General features: G+C 61.8%; 15 protein-coding genes. 8 read left to right on the top strand and 7 right to left on the bottom strand.

The features are described 5' to 3' along the window. The first annotated feature begins 16 nt into the window (after positions 1–16). Both trkA and PVT67_RS00070 read left to right on the top strand, forming a co-directional pair. A complete protein-coding gene (gene trkA / locus PVT67_RS00075; protein WP_301496520.1) occupies positions 17–1,393 on the top strand; it encodes a Trk system potassium transporter TrkA in 1,377 nt (458 codons plus the stop codon). Between the two features lie 7 nt (positions 1,394–1,400). Further along, a complete protein-coding gene (locus tag PVT67_RS00070) occupies positions 1,401–2,843 on the top strand; it encodes a TrkH family potassium uptake protein (RefSeq protein ID WP_301496518.1) in 1,443 nt (480 codons plus the stop codon). Here PVT67_RS00070 and hemG read toward each other — a convergent pair. From hemG to pepQ, 3 genes are read right to left on the bottom strand one after another with little or no spacing between them, the layout of a single operon-like run. Then, positions 2,818–3,363, bottom strand: coding sequence for a menaquinone-dependent protoporphyrinogen IX dehydrogenase (hemG, locus tag PVT67_RS00065; RefSeq protein WP_301496516.1), 546 nt, complete (start codon positions 3,361–3,363; stop codon positions 2,818–2,820). The two genes, PVT67_RS00070 and hemG, sit on opposite strands and share 26 nt — an antisense overlap. Positions 3,364–3,374: 11 nt before the next feature. Continuing rightward, a complete protein-coding gene (locus tag PVT67_RS00060; RefSeq protein ID WP_419181043.1) occupies positions 3,375–3,980 on the bottom strand; it encodes a YigZ family protein in 606 nt (201 codons plus the stop codon). 40 nt (positions 3,981–4,020) lie between these two features. Next, on the bottom strand, positions 4,021–5,340 hold the full coding sequence (gene pepQ, locus PVT67_RS00055; RefSeq protein ID WP_301496512.1) for a Xaa-Pro dipeptidase: 1,320 nt from the start codon (positions 5,338–5,340) through the stop codon (positions 4,021–4,023). A 224-nt stretch (positions 5,341–5,564) separates the two neighbouring features. Here pepQ and fadB point away from each other — a divergent pair, with 224 nt between their 5' ends. The 6 genes from fadB (at position 5,565) to PVT67_RS00025 (ending at position 14,052) form a co-directional block, all read left to right on the top strand. Further along, positions 5,565–7,715, top strand: coding sequence for a fatty acid oxidation complex subunit alpha FadB (fadB, locus tag PVT67_RS00050; RefSeq protein ID WP_301496510.1), 2,151 nt, complete (start codon positions 5,565–5,567; stop codon positions 7,713–7,715). An 18-nt stretch (positions 7,716–7,733) separates the two neighbouring features. After that, on the top strand, positions 7,734–8,897 hold the full coding sequence (gene fadA, locus PVT67_RS00045; protein ID WP_301499737.1) for an acetyl-CoA C-acyltransferase FadA: 1,164 nt from the start codon (positions 7,734–7,736) through the stop codon (positions 8,895–8,897). Between the two features lie 84 nt (positions 8,898–8,981). Further along, positions 8,982–9,224 (top strand): sulfurtransferase TusA, encoded by a 243-nt coding sequence (gene tusA, locus PVT67_RS00040; protein ID WP_301496508.1) that lies wholly within the window; start codon positions 8,982–8,984, stop codon positions 9,222–9,224. Positions 9,225–9,357: 133 nt separating this feature from the next. Continuing rightward, positions 9,358–10,269 (top strand): glycine--tRNA ligase subunit alpha, encoded by a 912-nt coding sequence (glyQ, locus tag PVT67_RS00035; protein ID WP_336407786.1) that lies wholly within the window; start codon positions 9,358–9,360, stop codon positions 10,267–10,269. Next, positions 10,266–12,335, top strand: a complete 2,070-nt coding sequence (glyS, locus tag PVT67_RS00030; protein WP_301499735.1) for a glycine--tRNA ligase subunit beta — start codon at positions 10,266–10,268, stop codon at positions 12,333–12,335. The genes glyQ and glyS overlap by 4 nt, the downstream gene beginning before the upstream one ends. 199 nt (positions 12,336–12,534) lie before the next feature. Next, positions 12,535–14,052 carry a dipeptidase gene (locus tag PVT67_RS00025; RefSeq protein WP_301496505.1) on the top strand — a complete coding sequence of 506 codons (1,518 nt, stop codon included), beginning with the start codon at positions 12,535–12,537 and terminating at the stop codon, positions 14,050–14,052. A gap of 59 nt (positions 14,053–14,111) precedes the next feature. On the opposite strand, the gene gyrB is transcribed toward PVT67_RS00025, so the two are convergent. From gyrB to dnaA, 4 genes are read right to left on the bottom strand one after another with little or no spacing between them, the layout of a single operon-like run. Further along, the gene (gene gyrB, locus PVT67_RS00020; RefSeq protein WP_301496501.1) at positions 14,112–16,523 is read right to left on the bottom strand and encodes a DNA topoisomerase (ATP-hydrolyzing) subunit B; all 2,412 of its coding nucleotides are present in this window, start codon (positions 16,521–16,523) and stop codon (positions 14,112–14,114) included. Positions 16,524–16,538: 15 nt separating this feature from the next. Continuing rightward, positions 16,539–17,630 (bottom strand): DNA replication/repair protein RecF, encoded by a 1,092-nt coding sequence (gene recF / locus PVT67_RS00015; RefSeq protein ID WP_301496499.1) that lies wholly within the window; start codon positions 17,628–17,630, stop codon positions 16,539–16,541. Between the two features lie 12 nt (positions 17,631–17,642). Then, positions 17,643–18,746: a DNA polymerase III subunit beta gene (gene dnaN / locus PVT67_RS00010; protein WP_301496496.1), complete on the bottom strand. Its 1,104-nt coding sequence runs from the start codon at positions 18,744–18,746 to the stop codon at positions 17,643–17,645. A 15-nt stretch (positions 18,747–18,761) separates the two neighbouring features. Beyond that, positions 18,762–20,159: a chromosomal replication initiator protein DnaA gene (gene dnaA / locus PVT67_RS00005; RefSeq protein WP_301496494.1), complete on the bottom strand. Its 1,398-nt coding sequence runs from the start codon at positions 20,157–20,159 to the stop codon at positions 18,762–18,764.

Below are 20,159 nucleotides of genomic sequence, written 5' to 3'. Positions count from 1 at the left end.
AAACGGGAATTTGGGCATGAAAATCATCATTCTGGGTGCCGGCCAGGTTGGCGGCACCCTGGTGGAAAACCTGGTAGGCGAACAAAACGACATCACTTTGGTGGAACAGAACCTGGACAGGCTGCGTGAATTGCAGGACAGGTTCGATATCCAGGTGATCCACGGCCATGCCGCCCACCCCGAGACATTGAGGCGGGCCGGTGCCGAAGACGCCGACATGCTGATCGCCGTCACCAACAGTGACGAGACCAACATGATCGCCTGCCAGGTGGCCTACAGCCTCTTCCACACCCCCACCAAGATCGCCCGCATCCGCGCCGACCAGTACCTCAAGTACAAGGGCGACCTGTTCGGCGACAATGCCATTCCCGTCGACCACATCATCTCCCCCGAGTCCCTGGTCACCAACTACATCCGCCGCCTGGTGGACTACCCCGGCGCCTTGCAGGTACTGGACTTTGCCGACGGCAAAGTAGGATTGGTGGCGGTCAAGGCCTATTACGGCGGCCCCCTGGTGGGCAACGCCCTGTCCACCCTGCGCGAGCACATGCCCAACGTGGACACCCGGGTGGCGGCCATCTTCCGCCAGGGCCGGGCCATCAAACCCCAGGGCACCACTGTCATCGAGGCGGACGACGAGGTCTTCTTCATCGCCGCCTCCGGCCATATCCGCGCCGTGATGAGCGAGCTGCAGCGCCTGGAACAACCCTACCGCAAGGTGATGATCGCAGGCGGCGGCAACATAGGGGCCGGCCTCGCCAAACAGCTGGAGAAGAAATACGCCGTCAAGCTCATCGAGCGCAGCCCGGCCCGGGCGGCCTACCTGTCCGAGAAGCTCAGCAACACCATCGTCTTTACCGGTGACGCCTCCGACCAGGAGCTGCTCCAGGAAGAGCATATCGACCAGACCGACGTCTTCATCGCCGTCACCAACGACGACGAGGTGAACATCATGTCGGCCATGCTGGCCAAGCAGCTGGGCGCCCACAAGGTGATGGTGCTGATCCAGCGCAGCGCCTACGTGGACCTGGTGCAGGGCGGCACCATCGACATCGCCATATCGCCCCAGACCGCCACCATATCGGCGCTGCTGACCCATATCCGCCGCGCCGACATCGTCAACGTCTACAGCCTGCGCCGCGGCGCCGCCGAGGCCATCGAAGCAGTGGCCCACGGTGACGCCGGCACCTCCCACGTGGTGGGCCGGGCCGTGGCCGACATCAAGCTGCCCCCCGGGGCCAGCATCGGCGCCATAGTTCGGGGGGAAGAGGTGCTGATCGCCCACGACAGGACAGTGATAGAGAGCGGCGACCATGTGATCCTGTTCCTGGTGAACAAGCAGCACATCACCGCCGTCGAGAAGCTCTTCCAACCCAGCGCCCTCTTCTTCTAGGCCCGCCATGTTCAACTACAAACCCGTGCTCTTCATCATCGGTGTCTTCCTGAACGTACTGGCGGTGATGATGCTGCTGCCCACGGCCCTGGCCTTCTGGGACGGTGAGCACGGCACCATGCAGTTCCTGGAGTCGGCCATCATCACCTATGCCGCTGCCTTGATTTGCATGGCAAAAGGCAGCAAGGAAATAGGCCGCTTCAAGGTGCGGGACATGTTCCTGCTCACCTCCATGACCTGGCTGCTGGTGTCCGGCTTCTCGGCCCTACCCCTGGTGTTCGTGGAGCACATTACCTACACCGACGCCTTCTTCGAGACCATGTCCGGCATCACCACCACCGGCTCGACCGTGCTGTCGGGGCTGGACACCATGGCCCGCTCCATCCTCTTGTGGAGGTCCCTGCTGCAATGGCTGGGGGGGGTAGGCTTCATCGTCATGGGGGTAGCGGTACTGCCCTTCCTGGGGGTGGGCGGCATGCGGCTGTTCCGCACCGAGTCCTCGGAGTGGAGCGACAAGAGCGCGCCCCGTACCGCCACCCTGGCCAGGGATATCCTTTGGGTCTACCTGACCCTGACCGGCCTCTGCCTGCTCTGCTACTGGCTGTCCGGCATGACTTGGTTCGAGGCCATCAACCACGCCATGACCACCGTCTCCACCGGCGGTTACTCCACCTCAGACGCCTCCATGGCCCATTTCGGCCCGGCCAGCCACTGGGTGGGTACCTTCTTCATGATGGCGGGGGGCATGCCCTTCCTGCTGCTGGTGAACGCGGTGCGTAAGAACCAGTGGAACCTGTGGCGTGACGAGCAGTTCAGGGGCTACGTGGTTTTCCTGACCACGGTGTCGGTGATCCTGGCCATCTGGCTGAGCCTGAGATCCGGGCAGCCCTTCCTGGACGCCCTGCGGATGTCGGCCTTCAACGTGGTATCTGTGGTGACCACCACCGGCTACGCCCTCACCGACTACAGCCTCTGGGGCCCCTTCGCGGTCACGGCCTTCCTGCTGCTGATGTTCGTTGGGGGCTGCTCCGGCTCCACCGCCGGCGGCATCAAGATCTTCCGCTTCCAGTTGGCGGCGGGCATGCTGCACCTGCAGCTCAAGCAGCTGATCCACCCCAATGCGGTCTTCGTGCAGAACTACAACCGCAGGCCTGTGGCGGACGACATCATCCGCTCCCTGGTAGCCTTCTCCCTGGCCTTCTTCCTGACGGTGGCGCTGATCACCCTGGGCCTGGGCCTGATGGACCTGGACCTGGTGACCTCCTTTACCGCCTCCATCACGGCGGTGACCAACGTGGGCCCGGGTCTTGGCAGCATAGTGGGCCCGGCCGGCAACTTCGAGAGCCTGCCGGACGGCGCCAAATGGCTGTTGTCTTTGGGGATGCTGCTGGGCCGCCTGGAGATCCTGACGGTGGTAACGGTACTTACGCCGTCCTTCTGGCGCCAATGAGGGCTTTGGCAAAGGCCCTGACGGCAGCCCAGTCGGTCAGGTCGACGTTCTGGCGGGTGTCGGTGGGGCCCTTGGTGAGCCACATGATGAAGCGGATCATGGTCTTGTCGAAAAGGCCGTACCTGTCCCATTTGAGAGCCCCTGCAAAGACCGCCAAGCGCTGCGGGTGCCAGGGGCTCTTCTCCAGGAATTTTTGCATATAGCGGGACCCTTCAGGGGTGTCCTTACCCGCCTTCCTGGCCGTCATGTTGACGCTGAAAAAGGCGTTGGGCCTGGCAGTCAGTTCCACCACCTGGGCCTTGACGAAGTCATAGAGCCCGGGCCGGTGATCGCCGTAGCGCACGGCACCGCCCACCACCACCTGGTCTATCCCTTCCCACTCGGGCTCGGCATTGCGTTCTATGTCGCAGAACCGTACCTGGTAGCCGGCCTCGTGCAACTCCTCGGCGATGGCCTGCATGATGGCGCGGGTCTGGCCGTCCACGGACGAATAGGCCAGGAGGAAAGTCTGTTGGCTCATTGGGTTTCCTTTCAGGAGAGCGCCTTGGCGCACAGGAGATCCTTTTGCAGACCTGCCCAGGCCAGGAAGCGCCCTAGGCCCTGCTCCGGGATCTGCACCCGCATTTGTACCTGCTGTTGGAAGCATTCTTCAAGCACCTGGCCGTCACAAATGCCTAATTGGTAACGCAGATCCGCCGTCAGGCTGTACGGCAGCGTGAGATCCAGGGCCTGGTAGGACAGCATCAGGCGGGTTTCCAACTGCTTGAGAGCGACACCCACACCGCCGCCGTAGGCCCGCACCAGGCCACCTGTTCCCAGCTTGACGCCACCGTAGTAACGCACCACCACGGCGCTGATCTCCCCCAGGCCAGATCCCAACAACTGCGCCAGCATGGGCTTGCCGGCGGTACCGGCCGGCTCGCCGTCATCGCTCATGGCATATTGCTGGCCGTCCTGGGGCTTGCCCGCCACGGCGGCAAAACACCAGTGGCGGGCATTGGGATGCAGGTCGCGGCACTGCTGCCAGAAGGCACGGGCAGCCCCCAGCCCAGGGGTATGGGCCAGCAAGGTAATGAAGCGGCTTTTCCTGATGGTCTCTTCGACCACCAGGTTATGGGCAGGAATGGGGTAGGACATGGAGGTAAGGCGGGGTTCCACGTGGAACCCCGCCTGGAGATCACTCGAGGCCGAGCTTGCGGGTCATGTTCTCGACGCCGTCGGCATGGACTATTACGTCGTCCTCGATGCGGATGCCGCCGAAGGGCTTGAGGGTTTCCACCTTGTCCCAGTTCACCAGGTCAGCGTGGTCACCGGCCTTGACGTCGGCCAGCAGGCTGTCGATGAAGTAGAGGCCAGGCTCTATGGTCAGCACGTTGCCCGCTTCCACCACCCTGGTGGTACGCAGGAAAGGATGCTGGGCAGGGGCCGGCTCCCGGTCACCATAATCGTTGGCCATGAAGCCGCCCATGTCATGCACCTGCAGGCCGAGATGGTGGCCCAGGCCATGAGGGAAGAAGGCACGGTTGACGCCGGTGGCCAGGGCGGTTTCACCGTCGCAGCGGATGATGCCGAAGTCCTTGAGGATCTTGGCGATGCCGAGGTGGCACTGGTGGTGCAGTTCGGCGTACTTGAGGCCGGGCTTGAGGCCGGCCACCAGTTCCCGCTCCAGCCCGTCCATGGCCTTGACCAGGTCGGCGAACTCACCGGGGGCCCTGGCGTAGGTGCGGGTGATGTCGGCGGCATAGCCGTTGAAGCTGGCGCCGGCATCGATCAGGAAGCTGCGCTGCTCGGCAGGCACGGTGCGTTCGAAATGCATGTAGTGGAGGATGGCGGCATTGCGGTTGAGGGCCACTATGTTGCCGTAGGGCATGTCGTTGTCGCCCTGCTCCGTGGCACTCAGGTAGGCCTGGTTGATGGCGAACTCGCTCTTGCCGGTAAAGAAGGCCTCCTTGGCGGCCAGGTGGCCCTTGACGGCGATGGCGTTGGCCTTGCGCATACAAGCCAGTTCCCACTCGGTCTTGTAGGCCCTGTGGTAATGCAGGTAGTTGAGCACGGGGGTGGGGTTGCAGTCGCCAAAGCCCAGGCGCTTGGCATAGTCCAGGTGTTCACCCAGGTAGGCGACCCTGGCCTTGTCCTGCGGCAGGGCGGCAGCGGCCGCTTCCGGCGAGTCGATCAGCACTATGTCGAAATGCTCGGCCCAGTAATCGCTGGGGACATCAGCCACCTTGTGCCAGAAATCCACGGGACGGAAGAACAGCAGCTTGGGCTTATCCTCGCCGTTGACGATCACCCAGCAGTGGGGGTTGTCGATGACAGGCACCCAATGCTTGAAGTGGGGATTGGGCTTGAACGGATAGTGCATGTCGTCCAGGAACACGTCCAGCTGCTGACCGCCGTGAATGGCCAGGGCCTGGTAGCCGGTACGGGCGAGCACCGCTTGGGTGCGCTTTTGCAATTCGGCTATGTGGTCGGGGTAAAGGCGTGCCAGATGTTCCATACTGTTCACCGTCAATCTGCTGAGAAAGACGCCATCCTATCATCGCCGGCCTGTCGGGCCCAAGGCGGCCCACCGACCAGGTCCCAACGCTGGACGCACCGCCACTTCAAACAATCAAATCAAACGGCCGTTTGAAAATGTTATTGCATTCCGTGCATTTTGCTACCATGATGCTGTAGCTGGTTTGACCACCTATGCCAAGAGGCACAAAGGGAGAACGCCAAATGCTTTACCAAGGTGACAACCTCAAGGTGGCGCTGGAGTCTGACGGCATCGCCGTATTGACCTTCGACGCTCCGGGTTCCGTAAACAAATTCGACCGCCAGACCCTGTCCGAGCTGGACGCGGCCCTGGACGTCATCCAAGGCAACCAGGACATCAAGGCCCTGGTACTGGCCTCCGGCAAAGATACTTTCATCGTCGGCGCCGACATCACCGAATTCCTCGAGACCTTCAAGCTGCCCGAGCCCGATCTGCTGGCCTGGGTCCAGAAGGCCAATGCCATCTTCAACAAGCTCGAAGATCTGCCCTTCCCCAGCATCTCCGCCGTGAGGGGCTTTGCCCTGGGCGGCGGCTGCGAGTGCATCCTGGCTACCGACCTGCGCGTCGCCGACAGCACCGCCAAGGTAGGCCTGCCGGAAGTGAAACTGGGCCTTATTCCCGGCTTCGGCGGCACAGTGCGCCTGCCCCGCGTTGTCGGTGCCGACAACGCCATGGAATTGATCACCACCGGCAAGGACAACCGCGCCGACGCCGCCCTGAAACTGGGCCTGGTGGACGCCGTTGTCGCCCCCGAGAAGCTGCATGACGCCGCCATCACCATGGCCAAGAGCGCCATCGGCGGCAAGCTGGACTGGCAAGGCCGCCGCGAGGCCAAGAAGTCCGCCCTCAAGCTGGACAAGCTGGAAGCGGCCATGAGCTTCAGCACCGCCACCGGCATGGTGGCTGCCCAGGCCGGCAAGCACTACCCGGCCCCCATGACCGCCGTCAAAGGTATCGAAGCTGCAGCCCGCATGGGCCGCGACGAGGCCCTGGCCATCGAGAACCAAGGCTTCGTGAAACTGGCCAAGACAGAGGTAGCCACCGCCCTGATCGGTATCTTCCTCAACGACCAGTTCATCAAGGGCAAGGCCAAGAAGGCCGGCAAAGCCGCCCACGCCGTCGACAAGGCCGCCGTGCTGGGCGCCGGCATCATGGGTGGCGGTATCGCTTACCAGTCCGCCTCCACCGGCACCCCCATCATCATGAAGGACATCAACGACAAAGCCCTGCACCTGGGCTTGTCCGAGGCGTCCAAGCTGCTGGGCAAGCAGCTCGAGCGCGGCCGTATCAACGGCGCCAAGATGGCCGGTGTGCTCAACAACATAGTGCCCAGCCTGAGCTACGACAGCGTCAAGGACGTGAACATCGTCGTTGAAGCCGTGGTGGAAAACCCCAAGGTCAAAGCCAGTGTGCTGGCCGAGGTCGAAGGCGTGGTGGGCGACAACGCCGTCATCACTTCCAACACCTCCACCATCTCCATCAACCAGTTGGCCAAGAGCCTGAAGAAGCCCGAGCGCTTCTGTGGCATGCACTTCTTCAACCCCGTGCACCGCATGCCGCTGGTGGAAGTCATTCGTGGCGAGAACACCTCCGACGAAACCGTAGCTACCGTAGTGGCCTACGCCGCCAAGATGGGCAAGTCCCCCATCGTCGTCAACGACTGCCCCGGCTTCTTCGTCAACCGCGTGCTTTTCCCCTACTTCGCCGGCTTCAGCCTGCTGGTACGTGACGGCGCCGACTTCCAGGCCGTAGACAAGGTCATGGAGAAGCAGTTCGGTTGGCCCATGGGCCCGGCCTACCTGCTGGACGTGGTGGGTATCGACACCGGCCACCATGCCCAGGCGGTGATGGCCGAAGGCTTCCCGACCCGCATGAGCAAGACCGAGAAAGACGCCATCGACGTCATGTTCGAGAACCAGCGTTTCGGCCAGAAGAACGGCAAAGGCTTCTACGTCTACACCGAAGACAAGCGCGGCAAGCCCAAGAAAGAAGCCAGCGCCGAGAGCTATGAGCTGCTCAAGGCAGTAGTGAAGGCCCAAGGCGAGTTCAGCCCGGACGAGATCATCAACCGCACCATGCTGCCGATGATCATCGAAACCGTGCGCTGCCTGGAAGAAGGCATCATCAATAGCCCGGCCGAAGCCGACATGGGCCTGGTCTATGGCCTGGGCTTCCCTCCCTTCCGTGGTGGTGTTTTCCGCTACATCGACACCGTCGGCCTCGACAAGATAGTGGCCCTGGCCGACCAGTACGCCCACCTCGGTGAGCTCTACCAGGTCACCGCCACCATGCGTGACATGGCGGCCAGCGGCAAAACCTATTACGGCCAATAAGGACGGAGAACGAACATGATTAAAGAAGCTGTCATCGTCGACTGCATCCGCACCCCCATGGGCCGTTCCAAGGGCGGCGTGTTCCGCAACGTCCGCGCCGAAGAGCTTTCTGCCCACCTGATGAAGGGCCTGCTGGCGCGCAACAGCGCCGTCAACCCGGCCGAGATCGAAGACGTGATCTGGGGCTGCGTGCAGCAGACCCTGGAGCAGGGCTTCAACATCGCCCGTAACGCCTCCCTGCTGGCCGGCCTGCCCAAGACGGTCGCCGCCACCACCATCAACCGCCTGTGCGGCTCCTCCATGGACGCCCTGCACCACGCCGCCCGTGCCATCATGGTCGGCCAGGGCGACATCTTCATCATCGGCGGTGTCGAGCACATGGGCCACGTGCCCATGAGCCACGGCGTGGACTTCCACCCCGGCCTCTCCAAGAACGTGGCCAAGGCCGCCGGCATGATGGGCCTGACCGCCGAGATGCTGGCCCGCCTGCACGGCATCACCCGTGAGCAGCAGGACGCTTTCGGCGCCCGTTCCCACCAGCGCGCCTGGGCCGCCACCCAGGAAGGCCGCTTCAAGAACGAAATACTGCCGACCCTGGGCCACAACGCCGACGGCGTGCTGGAACTGATCGACTTCGACGAGGTGATCCGTCCCGAGACCACGGTTGAATCCCTGGCCGCCCTGCGCCCCGTGTTTGACCCGGTCAACGGCACCGTCACCGCCGGCACCTCCTCCGCCCTGTCCGACGGCGCCAGCGCCATGCTGGTGATGTCCGCCGGCAAAGCCAAGGAACTTGGCCTCAAGCCCCGCGCCAAGATCCGCTCCATGGCCGTGGCCGGCTGCGATCCGTCCATCATGGGTTACGGCCCTGTGCCCGCCACCCAGAAGGCCCTGAAGCGCGCCGGCCTGACCGTGGGCGACATCGACCTGTTCGAGCTGAACGAGGCCTTCGCCGCCCAGTCCCTGCCCTGCGTGAAGGATCTGGGCCTGGCCGACAAGGTGGACGACAAGGTCAACCTCAACGGCGGCGCCATCGCCCTGGGTCATCCCCTGGGCTGCTCAGGTGCGCGGATCTCCACCACCCTGCTGAACCTCATGGAAGCCAAGGACGCCACCCTGGGCGTGGCCACCATGTGTATCGGCCTGGGCCAGGGTATCGCCACCGTCTTCGAACGCGTCTAAGCCGCGCGATTGGAAAAGCCGGCCCTGGTGGCCGGCTTTTTGTTTTTCAGGTAGAATCCGCACACTTTTTCACCGGAGTTTGCCATGAGCTGTTTTGCCAATCCCGACCACGAACTGGACGTCCTGGGCCTGCGTTGCCCCGAGCCGGTGATGCTGGTACGCGGCAAGATCCGCAAACTGGGTGAAGGGGAAACTCTGCTGGTATTGGCGGATGACCCGGCCACCACCCGCGACATCCCCTCTTTCTGCCGCTTCATGGACCACACCCTGGTCGCCTCGGAAACGGTGCAGGCGCCTTACCGCTACCTTATTCGTAAAGGCCTGTAGAAAAAGCAAGCAATCACTTACTTGCCATCCCTTCTGCCTGGTCAAGAATGCTGCAAACTTGCCGCCAAAGCGCGTTATACTGGCGGTCTTACTCAGGAAATTAGGCTGTTAAAGCCCTCTTAGCGCTAACATCATGCAAAACTACGATCTCAAGACCTTTCAAGGGCTGATCCTCGCCTTGCAGGATTACTGGGCCCGCCAAGGCTGCGCCGTGATCCAGCCCCTGGATATGGAAGTCGGTGCCGGCACCTTCCACCCCATGACCTTCCTGCGCGCCGTGGGCCCCGAGCCCATCTCCAGCGCCTATGTGCAGCCGTCCCGCCGTCCTACCGACGGCCGTTACGGCGAGAACCCCAACCGCCTGCAGCATTACTACCAGTTCCAGGTGATGCTCAAGCCTTCCCCCGACAACATCCAGGAGCTCTACCTGGGTTCCTTGCGGGCACTGGGTATCGACACCCAGGTGCACGATATCCGTTTCGTGGAAGACAACTGGGAGTCCCCCACCCTGGGCGCCTGGGGTCTGGGTTGGGAAGTCTGGCTCAACGGCATGGAAGTGACCCAGTTCACCTACTTCCAACAGGTTGGCGGCCTGGAGTGCAGCCCCGTTACCGGCGAGATCACCTACGGCCTTGAGCGCCTGGCCATGTACATCCAGGGCGTGGATTCCGTCTACGACCTGGTGTGGACCGACGGCCCCCTCGGCCGCATCACTTACGGTGACGTCTTCCACCAGAATGAAGTGGAACAGTCCACCTACAACTTCGAGCACGCCAACGTCGACTTCCTGTTCCAGGTCTTCGACGAGTGCGAACGCCAGTGCCAGGCTCTGCTGGCCCTGGAGAAGCCCCTGCCCCTTCCCGCCTATGAGCAGGTAATGAAAGCCTCCCATGCCTTCAACCTGCTGGATGCCCGCCACGCTATTTCAGTGACCGAGCGTCAGCGTTACATACTGCGGGTGCGCGCCCTGTCCAAGGCCTGCGCCGAGGCTTACTACGCGGCCCGTGAGGCCCTGGGCTTCCCCATGTGCAAGGAGGCAAAATAATGGCTCAAAACCTTCTGATCGAGATCGGCACCGAAGAGCTGCCTCCCAAGGCTCTGCGCAGTCTGGCCGAAGCTTTCGCCGCCAACCTGGATGCCGAACTGACCCAGGCCGAGCTGGCCTTCGACGCCATCCAGTGGCACGCCGCGCCCCGCCGCCTAGCCCTGACCATCAAGGCCCTGGCCGCCCAGCAACCCGATAAGGTGGTTGAAAAGCGCGGCCCTGCCGTGCAGGCCGCCTTCGATGGCGAAGGCAATCCCACCAAGGGCGCCCTGGGTTGGGCCGCCGGTTGCGGTATCGACATCAAAGACGCAGACCGTATGGTTACCGACAAGGGTGAATGGCTGCTGCACAAGGCCCTGGTCAAAGGCCAGCCTGTACAGCAACTGGTGCCCGCCATGGTGGAAGGTGCCCTCAAGAAGCTGCCCATTCCCAAGCCCATGCGCTGGGGCAGCAAACGCACCCAGTTCATCCGCCCCGTGCATACCATCACCGCCCTCTATGGCGAGGAGCTGATCGCCGGCAGCGTGCTGGATATCAACATCGACAGGATAGTGCGCGGCCACCGTTTCATGGGTGAAGCCGAGTTCAGCCTGGCCCATGCCGACCACTACCTGGAAGACCTCAAGGCCAAGGGCAAGGTCCTGGCCGACTTCGAGGCCCGCAAGGCGCAGATCAAGGGTGCCGTCGAGGCCAAGGCCAAGGAACTGGGCGGCAAGGCCGACTTGGAAGATGGCCTGCTGGAAGAAGTGGCGTCCCTGGTGGAATGGCCTGTGGTACTGGTGGCAAGCTTCGAAGAGAAGTTCCTGACCGTGCCCCCCGAGGCCCTGGTCTACACCATGAAGGGCGACCAGAAGTACTTCCCCGTCTACGGCAACGACGGCAAGCTGCTTAACAAGTTCATCTTCGTCGCCAACGTCGAGTCCAAGGACCCGCAGCAGATCATCAGCGGTAACGAGAAGGTGGTTCGCCCCCGACTGGCGGACGCCGAGTTCTTCTTCAACACCGACCGTAAGCAGAAGCTTTCCGACCGCCTGGACAGCCTGAGCACAGTGCTGTTCCAGAAGGAACTGGGCACGCTCCGCGACAAGGTGGAGCGCATCAGCGCCCTGGCCGGCTTCATCGCTGCCGAGCTGGGTGCCAACGTCAGCGAGGCCCAGCGGGCCGGCCTGCTGTCCAAGTGCGACCTCATGACCCAGATGGTCATGGAGTTCACCGACACCCAGGGCACCATGGGCATGCACTATGCGCGCCTTGACGGTGAACCCGAAGCCGTGGCCCAGGCCCTGGAAGACCAGTACCTGCCCCGCTTCGCCGGCGACGCCCTGCCCTCTGCCCCCGTTTCCTGCGCCCTGGCATTGGCCGACAAGCTCGACACCCTGGTGGGTATTTTCGGCATAGGCCAGGCGCCCAAAGGCGACAAGGACCCCTTTGCCCTGCGTCGCGCCGCCCTGGGTGCCCTGCGCATCATCAAGGAAAACGCCCTCAAGCTGGATCTGACCGATCTCATTCGCGAAGCCAAGGCCCTGCTGGGTACCAAAGTCAGCAATGCCAAGGTGGAAGAAGACGTCCTGGAGTTCATGTTGGGCCGCTTCAAGGCCTGGTACCAGGATGAAGGCTTCGGCGGTGACGTGATCAACGCCGTGCTGGCTCGCCGCCCCACCAAGCCGGTGGACTTTGACCAGCGCGTGAAAGCCGTGTCCGCCTTCCGCGCCCTGGACGCCGCCGAGGCCCTGGCTGCCGCCAACAAGCGGGTGGGTAATATCCTGTCCAAAGTCGACGGCGAGCTACCTACAGAGGTTGTCAAAGAACGCCTGGTGGAAGCTGCCGAAGTGGCTCTGTTCGCTGAGGTAAGCCGCCTGGAAGAAGAATTAGCGCCGCTGTTTGCAGCAGGTGACTACACCCCTGCCCTGACCGCCCTGGCCGCCCTGCGCGAGCCGGTGGACGCCTTCTTCGACGGCGTGATGGTGATGGCCGAGGATGCCGCCCTGAAGCAGAACCGCCTGGCTATCCTCAATCGCCTGCGTGGCCTCTTCCTGCAGGTAGCGGATATCTCAGTACTCCAGTAAGCGCAGTGTGAATAGAAAGAGGCGCCTCAGGGCGCCTTTTTTGTTTCACGTGAAACTCATCCTATTCCTCAGGTATCGGGTTTCACGTGAAACAGCACTGTTGTCTCTATTGGGGAAACATCGCTTTTCCCTCGGCCCCCTTACTCAAGATGTCCTAGGTCTTTAGACTGGCTCCATCACCTCGATTCAAGGAAAGACCATGACTGCCAAGCTAATCCCCTCCCTGCTGGCCCTGGGCTTGTCGGCTGGCGCCTGGGCCACGACGCCCATTCCAACCCAGGCCGAGAAGACGGCCTGCTATGCCGTCAGCCATTATGACGATGCCCAGGTGGAACTGCTGGCGGACCTGGTGGCCTACAAGACGGTGCACCAAGACGGCATCGACAACTGGCAGGCTCCCCAGTTCAAGGCACTCAAGGCCAAGCTCAAGGACACGGCCAGCCGCTTCGGCCTGGACTTCAAGGACATGGGCGCCGTGGTCGTCATAGGTCTTGGAGACGGTAAGGAGCGGCTGGGTATCGTCACCCACGGTGACGTCCAGCCGGCTGATGCCAGCAAGTGGACCCAGTCTCCTTTCAGCTTGGACAGCACATCCGAGCCGGGCCGTTTGATCGGTCGTGGCACCGAGGACGACAAGGCCCCCATCGCCACCGCCCTCTACGCCATGAAGGCCATCAAGGACCAGAAACTGCCCTTGAAACGCCGCATCGAGCTGATCGTCTCCCTGACAGAAGAATCCGATTGGGCCCCCTTCGAAGCCGTGCTCAAGGAATGGCAGCCACCGCAGCTCAATGTCGCCATCGACTCCGAATACCCGGTTGTGGTGGCAGAAAAAGGCTGGGGTGGCCTGTGGCTGGGCTTCCAGGGCAAAGAGGCCGCCACGCCATCCACCTTGCCCCGCCTGGTGGATTTCCACGGAGGCGCCTTTGTCAGCCAGGTACCGGAAGACGCCGTTCTGGTCGTAGAGCGTTCGACGCCAGCCCTAGTCGCACGTCTCCGGAAGCGGATGCAAAAGCTGGACGGCAAGGCCCATTTCGACCTCAGCCAGCAAGGCGACAAGCTGATCATCAAGGTCAAGGGCAAAGCCGCACATTCCATGGAACCCGAGCAAGGCGTCAACGCCATAGGCTACGGAGCCCAACTGCTCAAAGGCGAAGAACTGGCTCCCAACGGCCCCCAGGCGGTACTGGACTTCATCAATGACCAGATAGGGTTGGACTACTATGGCCGTCATTTTGGCAAGGTGGCCTACAGCAATGACTTCATGGGACCTCTGACGGTCAACCTCAGCACCCTGGCCGTCAAGGATGGCAAGGCAGAGCTGGCCATCAACCTGAGGGCACCGGCGGGCAAAAGCCCTGAGCAACTGGAGCAGGATATCCGTACCGCCATCGCTGCCTGGGCCAGCAATACAGGTGAGCCTTCCCCCACCGAGAAGTTCAGCCTGACCGCCGCCTATTACCCACAGCAGCCCAAACACGCCGATGTGCTGCTGGACGTGTTCCGCCATTACACCGGCCAGGAACAAGCCAAGGCCGTGAGCATAGGGGGCGGCACCAATGCCAGGTTGCTGCCGGGTGGCATCAACTTCGGCCCCTCCATGCCAGGCGTCGCCTACTCGGGACATTCGGAACACGAGTTCGTCACCCGTGCCCAGATGACCCTCAACCTCAAGATGTACACGGCCATGATGGCCTGGTTGGGTACCCGAGGCTAAAAGCGGATATGAAAAAGGCCAGCATCTGCTGGCCTTTTTTTGTGGGCACTTCCTCGACGTCAGACGTCCAGGTTAGCCACCTTGAGGGCGTTGGTCTCGATGAACTCGCGGCGCGGCTCGACGTGGTCCCCCATCAGGGTGGTGAACAGCTGGTCGGCGGCGACAGCGTCTTCGATCTTCACACGCAGCATGCGACGCACTTCCGGGTCCATGGTGGTTTCCCAAAGCTGGTCCGGGTTCATCTCGCCCAGACCTTTGTAACGCTGCACATAGAGACCACGGCGGCCTTCGTTCATCAGCCAGTTCAGGGCTTGCTCGAAGGTCTTGACCGGCTGCTTACGCTCGCCACGCTGGACGTAGCCCCCCTCTTCGATGAGGTTGTGGATAGCCTCACCCAAGGCCACCAGCTTGCCGTATTCGGCTGACGCGAAGAAGTCGGGCCCGAAGCGATACTCGTGATCCACACCGTGGGTACGGATGGTGAAGCGCGGTATCCAGAGGCTGCGCTCCTGGTCTTCCACCAAGTCGGCCAGGTAAGTGGAGCCGGACAGTTCCTTGCCATTGAGGATGGCGACCAGGGCGGCCAGCCATTGTTCTGCCTTGGCCTTGTCCTTGAGTTCCTCCGCCTTGAGGGCGTCGTGATAGATGAGCTCGCGGGTCACGGCAGTGGGGTACTTACGGGCCAGACGATCGATCATCTTTTCCACATCCCGGAACTGGGTCACCATGTTTTCCAAAGCCAGGCCGGCAATGGCAGGCGCTTCAGCGTTGACGTGCAGCTCGGCGTTTTCCAAGGCGATGGTGGTCAGGTACTGGGTCATGGCCGGATCGTCCTTGATGTACTGCTCCTGCTTACCCTTCTTGACCTTGTACAGCGGCGGCTGGGCGATGTAGATGTAGCCACGCTCGATGAGCTCCGGCATCTGCCGGTAGAAGAAGGTCAGCAGCAGGGTACGGATGTGGGAGCCGTCCACGTCGGCATCGGTCATGATGATGATGCTGTGGTAACGCAGCTTGTCCGGGTCGTACTCGTCACGGCCTATGCCGCAGCCAAGGGCGGTGATCAGTGTGGCCACTTCCTGCGAAGACAGCATCTTGTCGAAACGGGCCTTTTCGACGTTCAGGATCTTACCCTTGAGCGGCAGTATGGCCTGGTTCTTACGGTTGCGCCCCTGCTTGGCGGAACCGCCCGCAGAGTCACCCTCCACTATGTAGAGTTCGGAAAGGGCCGGGTCCTTCTCCTGGCAGTCGGCCAGTTTACCGGGCAGGCCGGCCAGGTCCAGGGCGCCCTTACGGCGGGTCATTTCGCGGGCCTTGCGGGCCGCTTCCCGGGCGCGGGCGGCATCGATGATCTTGCCGACTACCGTTTTGGCGTCGGTGGGGTTTTCCAGCAGGTATTCCTGGAACTTCTCGGCCATGGCCGATTCCACCGCCGATTTGACCTCGGAGGAGACCAGCTTGTCCTTGGTTTGGCTGGAGAACTTGGGATCCGGCACCTTGACGGAGATGACGGCGGTCAAACCTTCGCGGGAGTCGTCACCTGTGGTGTTGATCTTGGCCTTCTTGGCGTGCCCTTCGGCTTCCATGTAGTTGTTCATGGTACGAGTCAGGGCGGCCCGGAAGCCGGCCAGGTGGGTACCACCGTCGCGCTGGGGAATGTTGTTGGTAAAGCAGTAGAGGTTCTCCTGGAAGGAGTCGTTCCACTGCATGGCCACCTCCACCGAAATACCGTCTTCACGCTCAGTAGAGAAATGGAAAACCTTGGGGTGGATCGGGGTCTTATTGCGGTTCAGGTAGTTGACGAAGGCCTGGATGCCACCTTCGTACATGAAATGGTCGTTGCGGTCGTCGCGCTCGTCCTGGAGGCGGATGGAGACGCCGGAGTTCAGGAAGGACAGTTCGCGCAGGCGCTTGGCCAGGATGTCGTAGTGGAAGAGGGTGTCGGAGAAGATGGTAGGGCTCGGCCAGAAGCGGATCTCGGTGCCGGTACCCTGGGCATCGCCGATGACGCCCAGCGGCGCTTGTGGCTCTCCCAAATGGTAGACCTGCTGATGCACCTTGCCCTTGCGGCGGATGGTCAGTTCCAGCTTATCAGACAGGGCGTTTACAACAGATACGCCCACGCCGTGCAGGCCGCCGGACACCTTGTAGGAGTTGTCGTCGAACTTACCTCCGGCATGCAGCACCGTCATGATGACCTCGGCGGCACTCTTGCCCTCTTCGTGCTGCTCGGTGGGGATGCCACGGCCGTCGTCGCGTACGGAGACAGAGCCGTCGGCATGTATGGTCACCACTATGTCGGAACAGTGGCCCGCCAGGGCTTCGTCGATGGAGTTGTCAACGACCTCGAAAACCATGTGGTGCAGGCCTGAGCCGTCATCGGTGTCACCGATGTACATGCCGGGGCGCTTGCGCACCGCATCCAGGCCCTTGAGGACCTTAATACTCGAGGAATCGTACTCGTTCGCCATTATCCGTCTCTCTTGTTATCCGTTAGCCGTCTCCAGCCGCCCCTGTTTCACGTGGAACAGTCGGGCGTCGCTCAGAGGCGCCACCATGTCATTTACTTTGTCGGCGTCGATCGCCGTGACAAAGACCTGGGCCTGGGTTTCGGCCAGGGCGCTGGTCAAGGCCAGCCGCTTCTCTGCATCCAATTCTGCCGGCAGGTCGTCGATAAGGAAACTGACCCGCCTTTGCTTCTTGTCCTTGAGCAAGGCTGCCTGGGCCAGCTTGAGGGCACAGACCAGCAGCTTGAGCTCTCCCCGGGAGAACAGTTCCTGCACCGGGATGCCGTCTACCTTGATGCGCAGATCGGCCTTGTGGGGACCGGACTGGGTGAAGCCCAACATCTGGTCCCGTTCGAACTGGTTGGCCAGCACCGCATCCAGTGACTGGCTCTTGTCCCACCCTTGGGCAAATTCCAAGGTGACCTGGTAACGCGGTAGTAGCCGCTGCAGCATAGGCTCCAGGGCCGGTATCAGGTCAGCCACATAGGCCTGCCGTAATGCCGTCAACTGGCCGCTGTAGCGGGCCAGTTCGCTATCCCAGTAGGACAGTTCATCATACCTTTTTGGGCGCCGTTTGAGCAGGGCATTTCGCTGTTTAAGGAGCCTTTTTACCCTGCCCCAACAGCCCAGGAAGCCGCTCTCCACATGGAAGACGCCCCAATCGAGGAATTGACGCCTGTGAGCGGGGCCGCCGGTCAGCAGCTCGAAGCTCTCGGGGGTGATGAGCTGCAGCGGCAACACCTCGGCAAAGGCGGCCAACCGTTCCGGCGTTTCACCGTCCAGGCGCAGGCTGAGGTTACCAGTCCTGTCTCGCTGCATGCCAAGCTGATGCACCCTGCCCTGCTCTTCCTTGCGGGCAAAGAGCAGGAAGTCGTTCTGGCCGTCCTGGATGGCACGGGCGGGTTGGTTGGTACGGAAGGAGCGGCCGAGGCCGAGAAAGTGCAGGGCCTCAAGAATGGCCGTCTTGCCGCTGCCATTGGGGCCCAGAATACAGTTGAAGCCCGGTCCGGGCTCCAACTGCAGGGTGTCGATATTGCGAAAGCGGTTCAGTACCAGCTGGGTGACGCTCAAGGGCAACCCCGATCAGAGCCGCATGGGCATGACCACGTAGACGGCCTCGTCGGAGGCGGCATCCTCGATCAGGGTACTGGAGTTGGCGTCACCGAAGTTCAGCCGCACAGTATCGCACTTGAGGGTATTGAGTACGTCCAGCAGGTAGCTGACGTTGAAGCCGATCTCCAGAAGAGCGCCTCTGTAGTCCACTTCCAGGATCTCTTCAGCCTCTTCCTGTTCCGGGTTGTTGGCCGTGATCTTGAGCTCGTTGCCGTCGAGGTTCAGGCGCACACCGCGGAACTTCTCGTTCGACAGTATGGAGGCGCGGGCAAAAGCCTGGCGCAGCACTTCCCGGTCCGATTCCAACTTGTTGTCGGCCTGGCGCGGCAACACCCGGCGGTAATCGGGGAAGCGGCCGTCCACCAGCTTGGAGGTGAAGGTAAAGTCGTCGGTGATGACACGGATATGGTTGGCGCCGATCTGTACCTTGACCAGGGCATCGTCGTGGTTCAGCAGCCTGACCAGCTCCAGCACCCCCTTGCGGGGCACTATCACCTGGTGTTCCGGCAGGCTGACTCCTTCGATGACCTGGTAGGCCAATGCCAGGCGGTGGCCGTCTGTAGAGACGGTGCGCAGCCTGTCCCCTTCGGTCTCGAACAGCATGCCGTTGAGATAGTAACGGACATCTTGGTTGGCCATGGAGAAATGGGTGGAATCGATCAGCTTGCGCAGGTTGCTCTGGGCCGTCACGAACTCTATGTCGCTCTGCCAGGCATCGATATTGGGATAATCTTCGGCAGCCAGGGTTGACAGGGAAAAGCGGCTGCGCCCGGAGCGAATAAGTAAGCGCTCACCATCGACATCAACCTTGATTTCAGCGCCATCAGGCAGGCCACGGATGATATCAACCAGCTTCTTGGCCGGCACTGTGATGCGGCCGTTCTGGCTGGCCTCAAGCAGGGTCAGCTGGCCAATGAGCTCCACTTCGAGGTCGGTACCGGTCAGCGACAGCAGGCCGTCGTTGACCTCGATCAGCACGTTGGCCAGGATCGGCAAGGTATGGCGGCGTTCCACAGCCCCGGCCACTTGTTGTAGTGGGCGGAGCAGTTGTTCCCTGTTTATGACAAATTTCATGACCGATTTCCGCTATCAGGAAGACAAGGTTCGGATCAGGTTGGCGTAGTCTTCTTTTATATCGTGGGAGCTCTCTCTAAGCTCCTGAATTTTACGGCAGGCATGGAGCACTGTCGTATGGTCCCGCCCACCGAAGGCGTCCCCTATTTCGGGGAGGCTGTGGTTGGTCAGCTCTTTGGCAAGGGCCATGGCCAACTGCCTGGGCCGGGCTACAGAGCGAGAGCGCCGTTTGGAGAGCAGATCCGCCACCTTGATCTTGTAATACTCTGCAACGGTTTTCTGTATGTTGTCGATGGTGACCAGCTTTTCCTGCAGCGCCAGCAGATCGCGCAATGCTTCGCGCACGAAGTCGATGGTGATGGCGCGGCCGGTAAAGTTAGCGTTGGCAATGACCCTGTTCAGGGCCCCTTCCAGTTCCCGCACGTTGGAACGCAGCCGCTTGGCGATGAAGAAGGCCACCTCGTCGGAGAGGTGCACGCCGTGTTCCTCGGCCTTGCGCATCAGGATCGCTACCCGGGTTTCCAGTTCCGGTGGCTCTATGGCCACCGTCAGGCCCCAGCCGAAGCGGGACTTGAGCCTGTCCTCAACGCCGTCGATCTCCTTGGGATAACGATCCGAGGTCAGGATGATCTGCTGGTTACCTTCCAAGAGGGCGTTGAAGGTGTGGAAGAACTCCTCCTGGGAGCGTTCCTTGTTGGCGAAGAACTGGATGTCGTCGATCAAGAGAGCATCGACGCTGCGGTAGTAGCGTTTGAATTCTTCGATGGCGTTGTTCTGCAGCGCCCGCACCATGTCCTGCACGAAGCGCTCGGAATGCATGTACACCACCTTGGCGCCGGGCTTGTTGGCGAGGATGGTGTTACCCACGGAATAAAGGAGGTGGGTCTTGCCAAGGCCGGTGCCGCCATAGAGGAACAACGGGTTGTAGGCCTTGCCGGGGTTGTCGGCCACCTGGCCGGCAGCGGCGCGGGCCAACTGGTTCGACTTACCCTCGACGAAATTGTCGAAGGTGTAGACGGGGTTGATGTTGGATCTGTACTGAACGTCCGGGTCGGCCTTTTCAGCCGGTTGCTGCCAGCTGGGCACCACCTTGGGTTTGGCTGCGGCCTGCTTGGGCGCCGGGGCCGGGGCGGCGGCTTGGCTGACAGGTGCAGGCTCAGCGGCTGCCTTGCGGGAACCTACTTCAAAGAAGAGAGAAGGGGCATCCTGGCCACAGAGTTCACCGAGCAATTCGTTGATGCGCCCCATGTATTTGTCGCGCACCCAGTCCAGCACGAAACGGTTCGGGGCAAAGAGGGTCAGGACTTCGTCACCCAGCTCAACCTGAAGAGGACGGATCCACATGCTGAACTGCTGAGTCGGCAGTTCATCCTGCAGCCTTTCCAGGCATTGCTGCCAAAGCGACGCTCCCAC

The sequence above is a fragment of the Gallaecimonas kandeliae genome, assembly GCF_030450055.1.
GTDB classification, from domain to species: domain Bacteria; phylum Pseudomonadota; class Gammaproteobacteria; order Enterobacterales; family Gallaecimonadaceae; genus Gallaecimonas; species Gallaecimonas kandeliae.
The sequence above is the reverse complement of the archived record's forward strand: the minus strand, read 5'-3'. Positions and strand labels throughout refer to the sequence as shown.

What these genes read in the sequence shown, in the direction of transcription:
- trkA (WP_301496520.1), top strand. Translation starts at nt 17, where the DNA reads ATGAAAATCATCATTCTGGGTGCCGGCCAGGTTGGCGGCACCCTGGTG.
- PVT67_RS00070 (WP_301496518.1), top strand. Translation starts at nt 1,401, where the DNA reads ATGTTCAACTACAAACCCGTGCTCTTCATCATCGGTGTCTTCCTGAAC.
- hemG (WP_301496516.1), bottom strand. Translation starts at nt 3,363, where the DNA reads ATGAGCCAACAGACTTTCCTCCTGGCCTATTCGTCCGTGGACGGCCAG.
- PVT67_RS00060 (WP_419181043.1), bottom strand. Translation starts at nt 3,980, where the DNA reads ATGTCCTACCCCATTCCTGCCCATAACCTGGTGGTCGAAGAGACCATC.
- pepQ (WP_301496512.1), bottom strand. Translation starts at nt 5,340, where the DNA reads ATGGAACATCTGGCACGCCTTTACCCCGACCACATAGCCGAATTGCAA.
- fadB (WP_301496510.1), top strand. Translation starts at nt 5,565, where the DNA reads ATGCTTTACCAAGGTGACAACCTCAAGGTGGCGCTGGAGTCTGACGGC.
- tusA (WP_301496508.1), top strand. Translation starts at nt 8,982, where the DNA reads ATGAGCTGTTTTGCCAATCCCGACCACGAACTGGACGTCCTGGGCCTG.
- glyQ (WP_336407786.1), top strand. Translation starts at nt 9,358, where the DNA reads ATGCAAAACTACGATCTCAAGACCTTTCAAGGGCTGATCCTCGCCTTG.
- PVT67_RS00025 (WP_301496505.1), top strand. Translation starts at nt 12,535, where the DNA reads ATGACTGCCAAGCTAATCCCCTCCCTGCTGGCCCTGGGCTTGTCGGCT.
- gyrB (WP_301496501.1), bottom strand. Translation starts at nt 16,523, where the DNA reads ATGGCGAACGAGTACGATTCCTCGAGTATTAAGGTCCTCAAGGGCCTG.
- dnaN (WP_301496496.1), bottom strand. Translation starts at nt 18,746, where the DNA reads ATGAAATTTGTCATAAACAGGGAACAACTGCTCCGCCCACTACAACAA.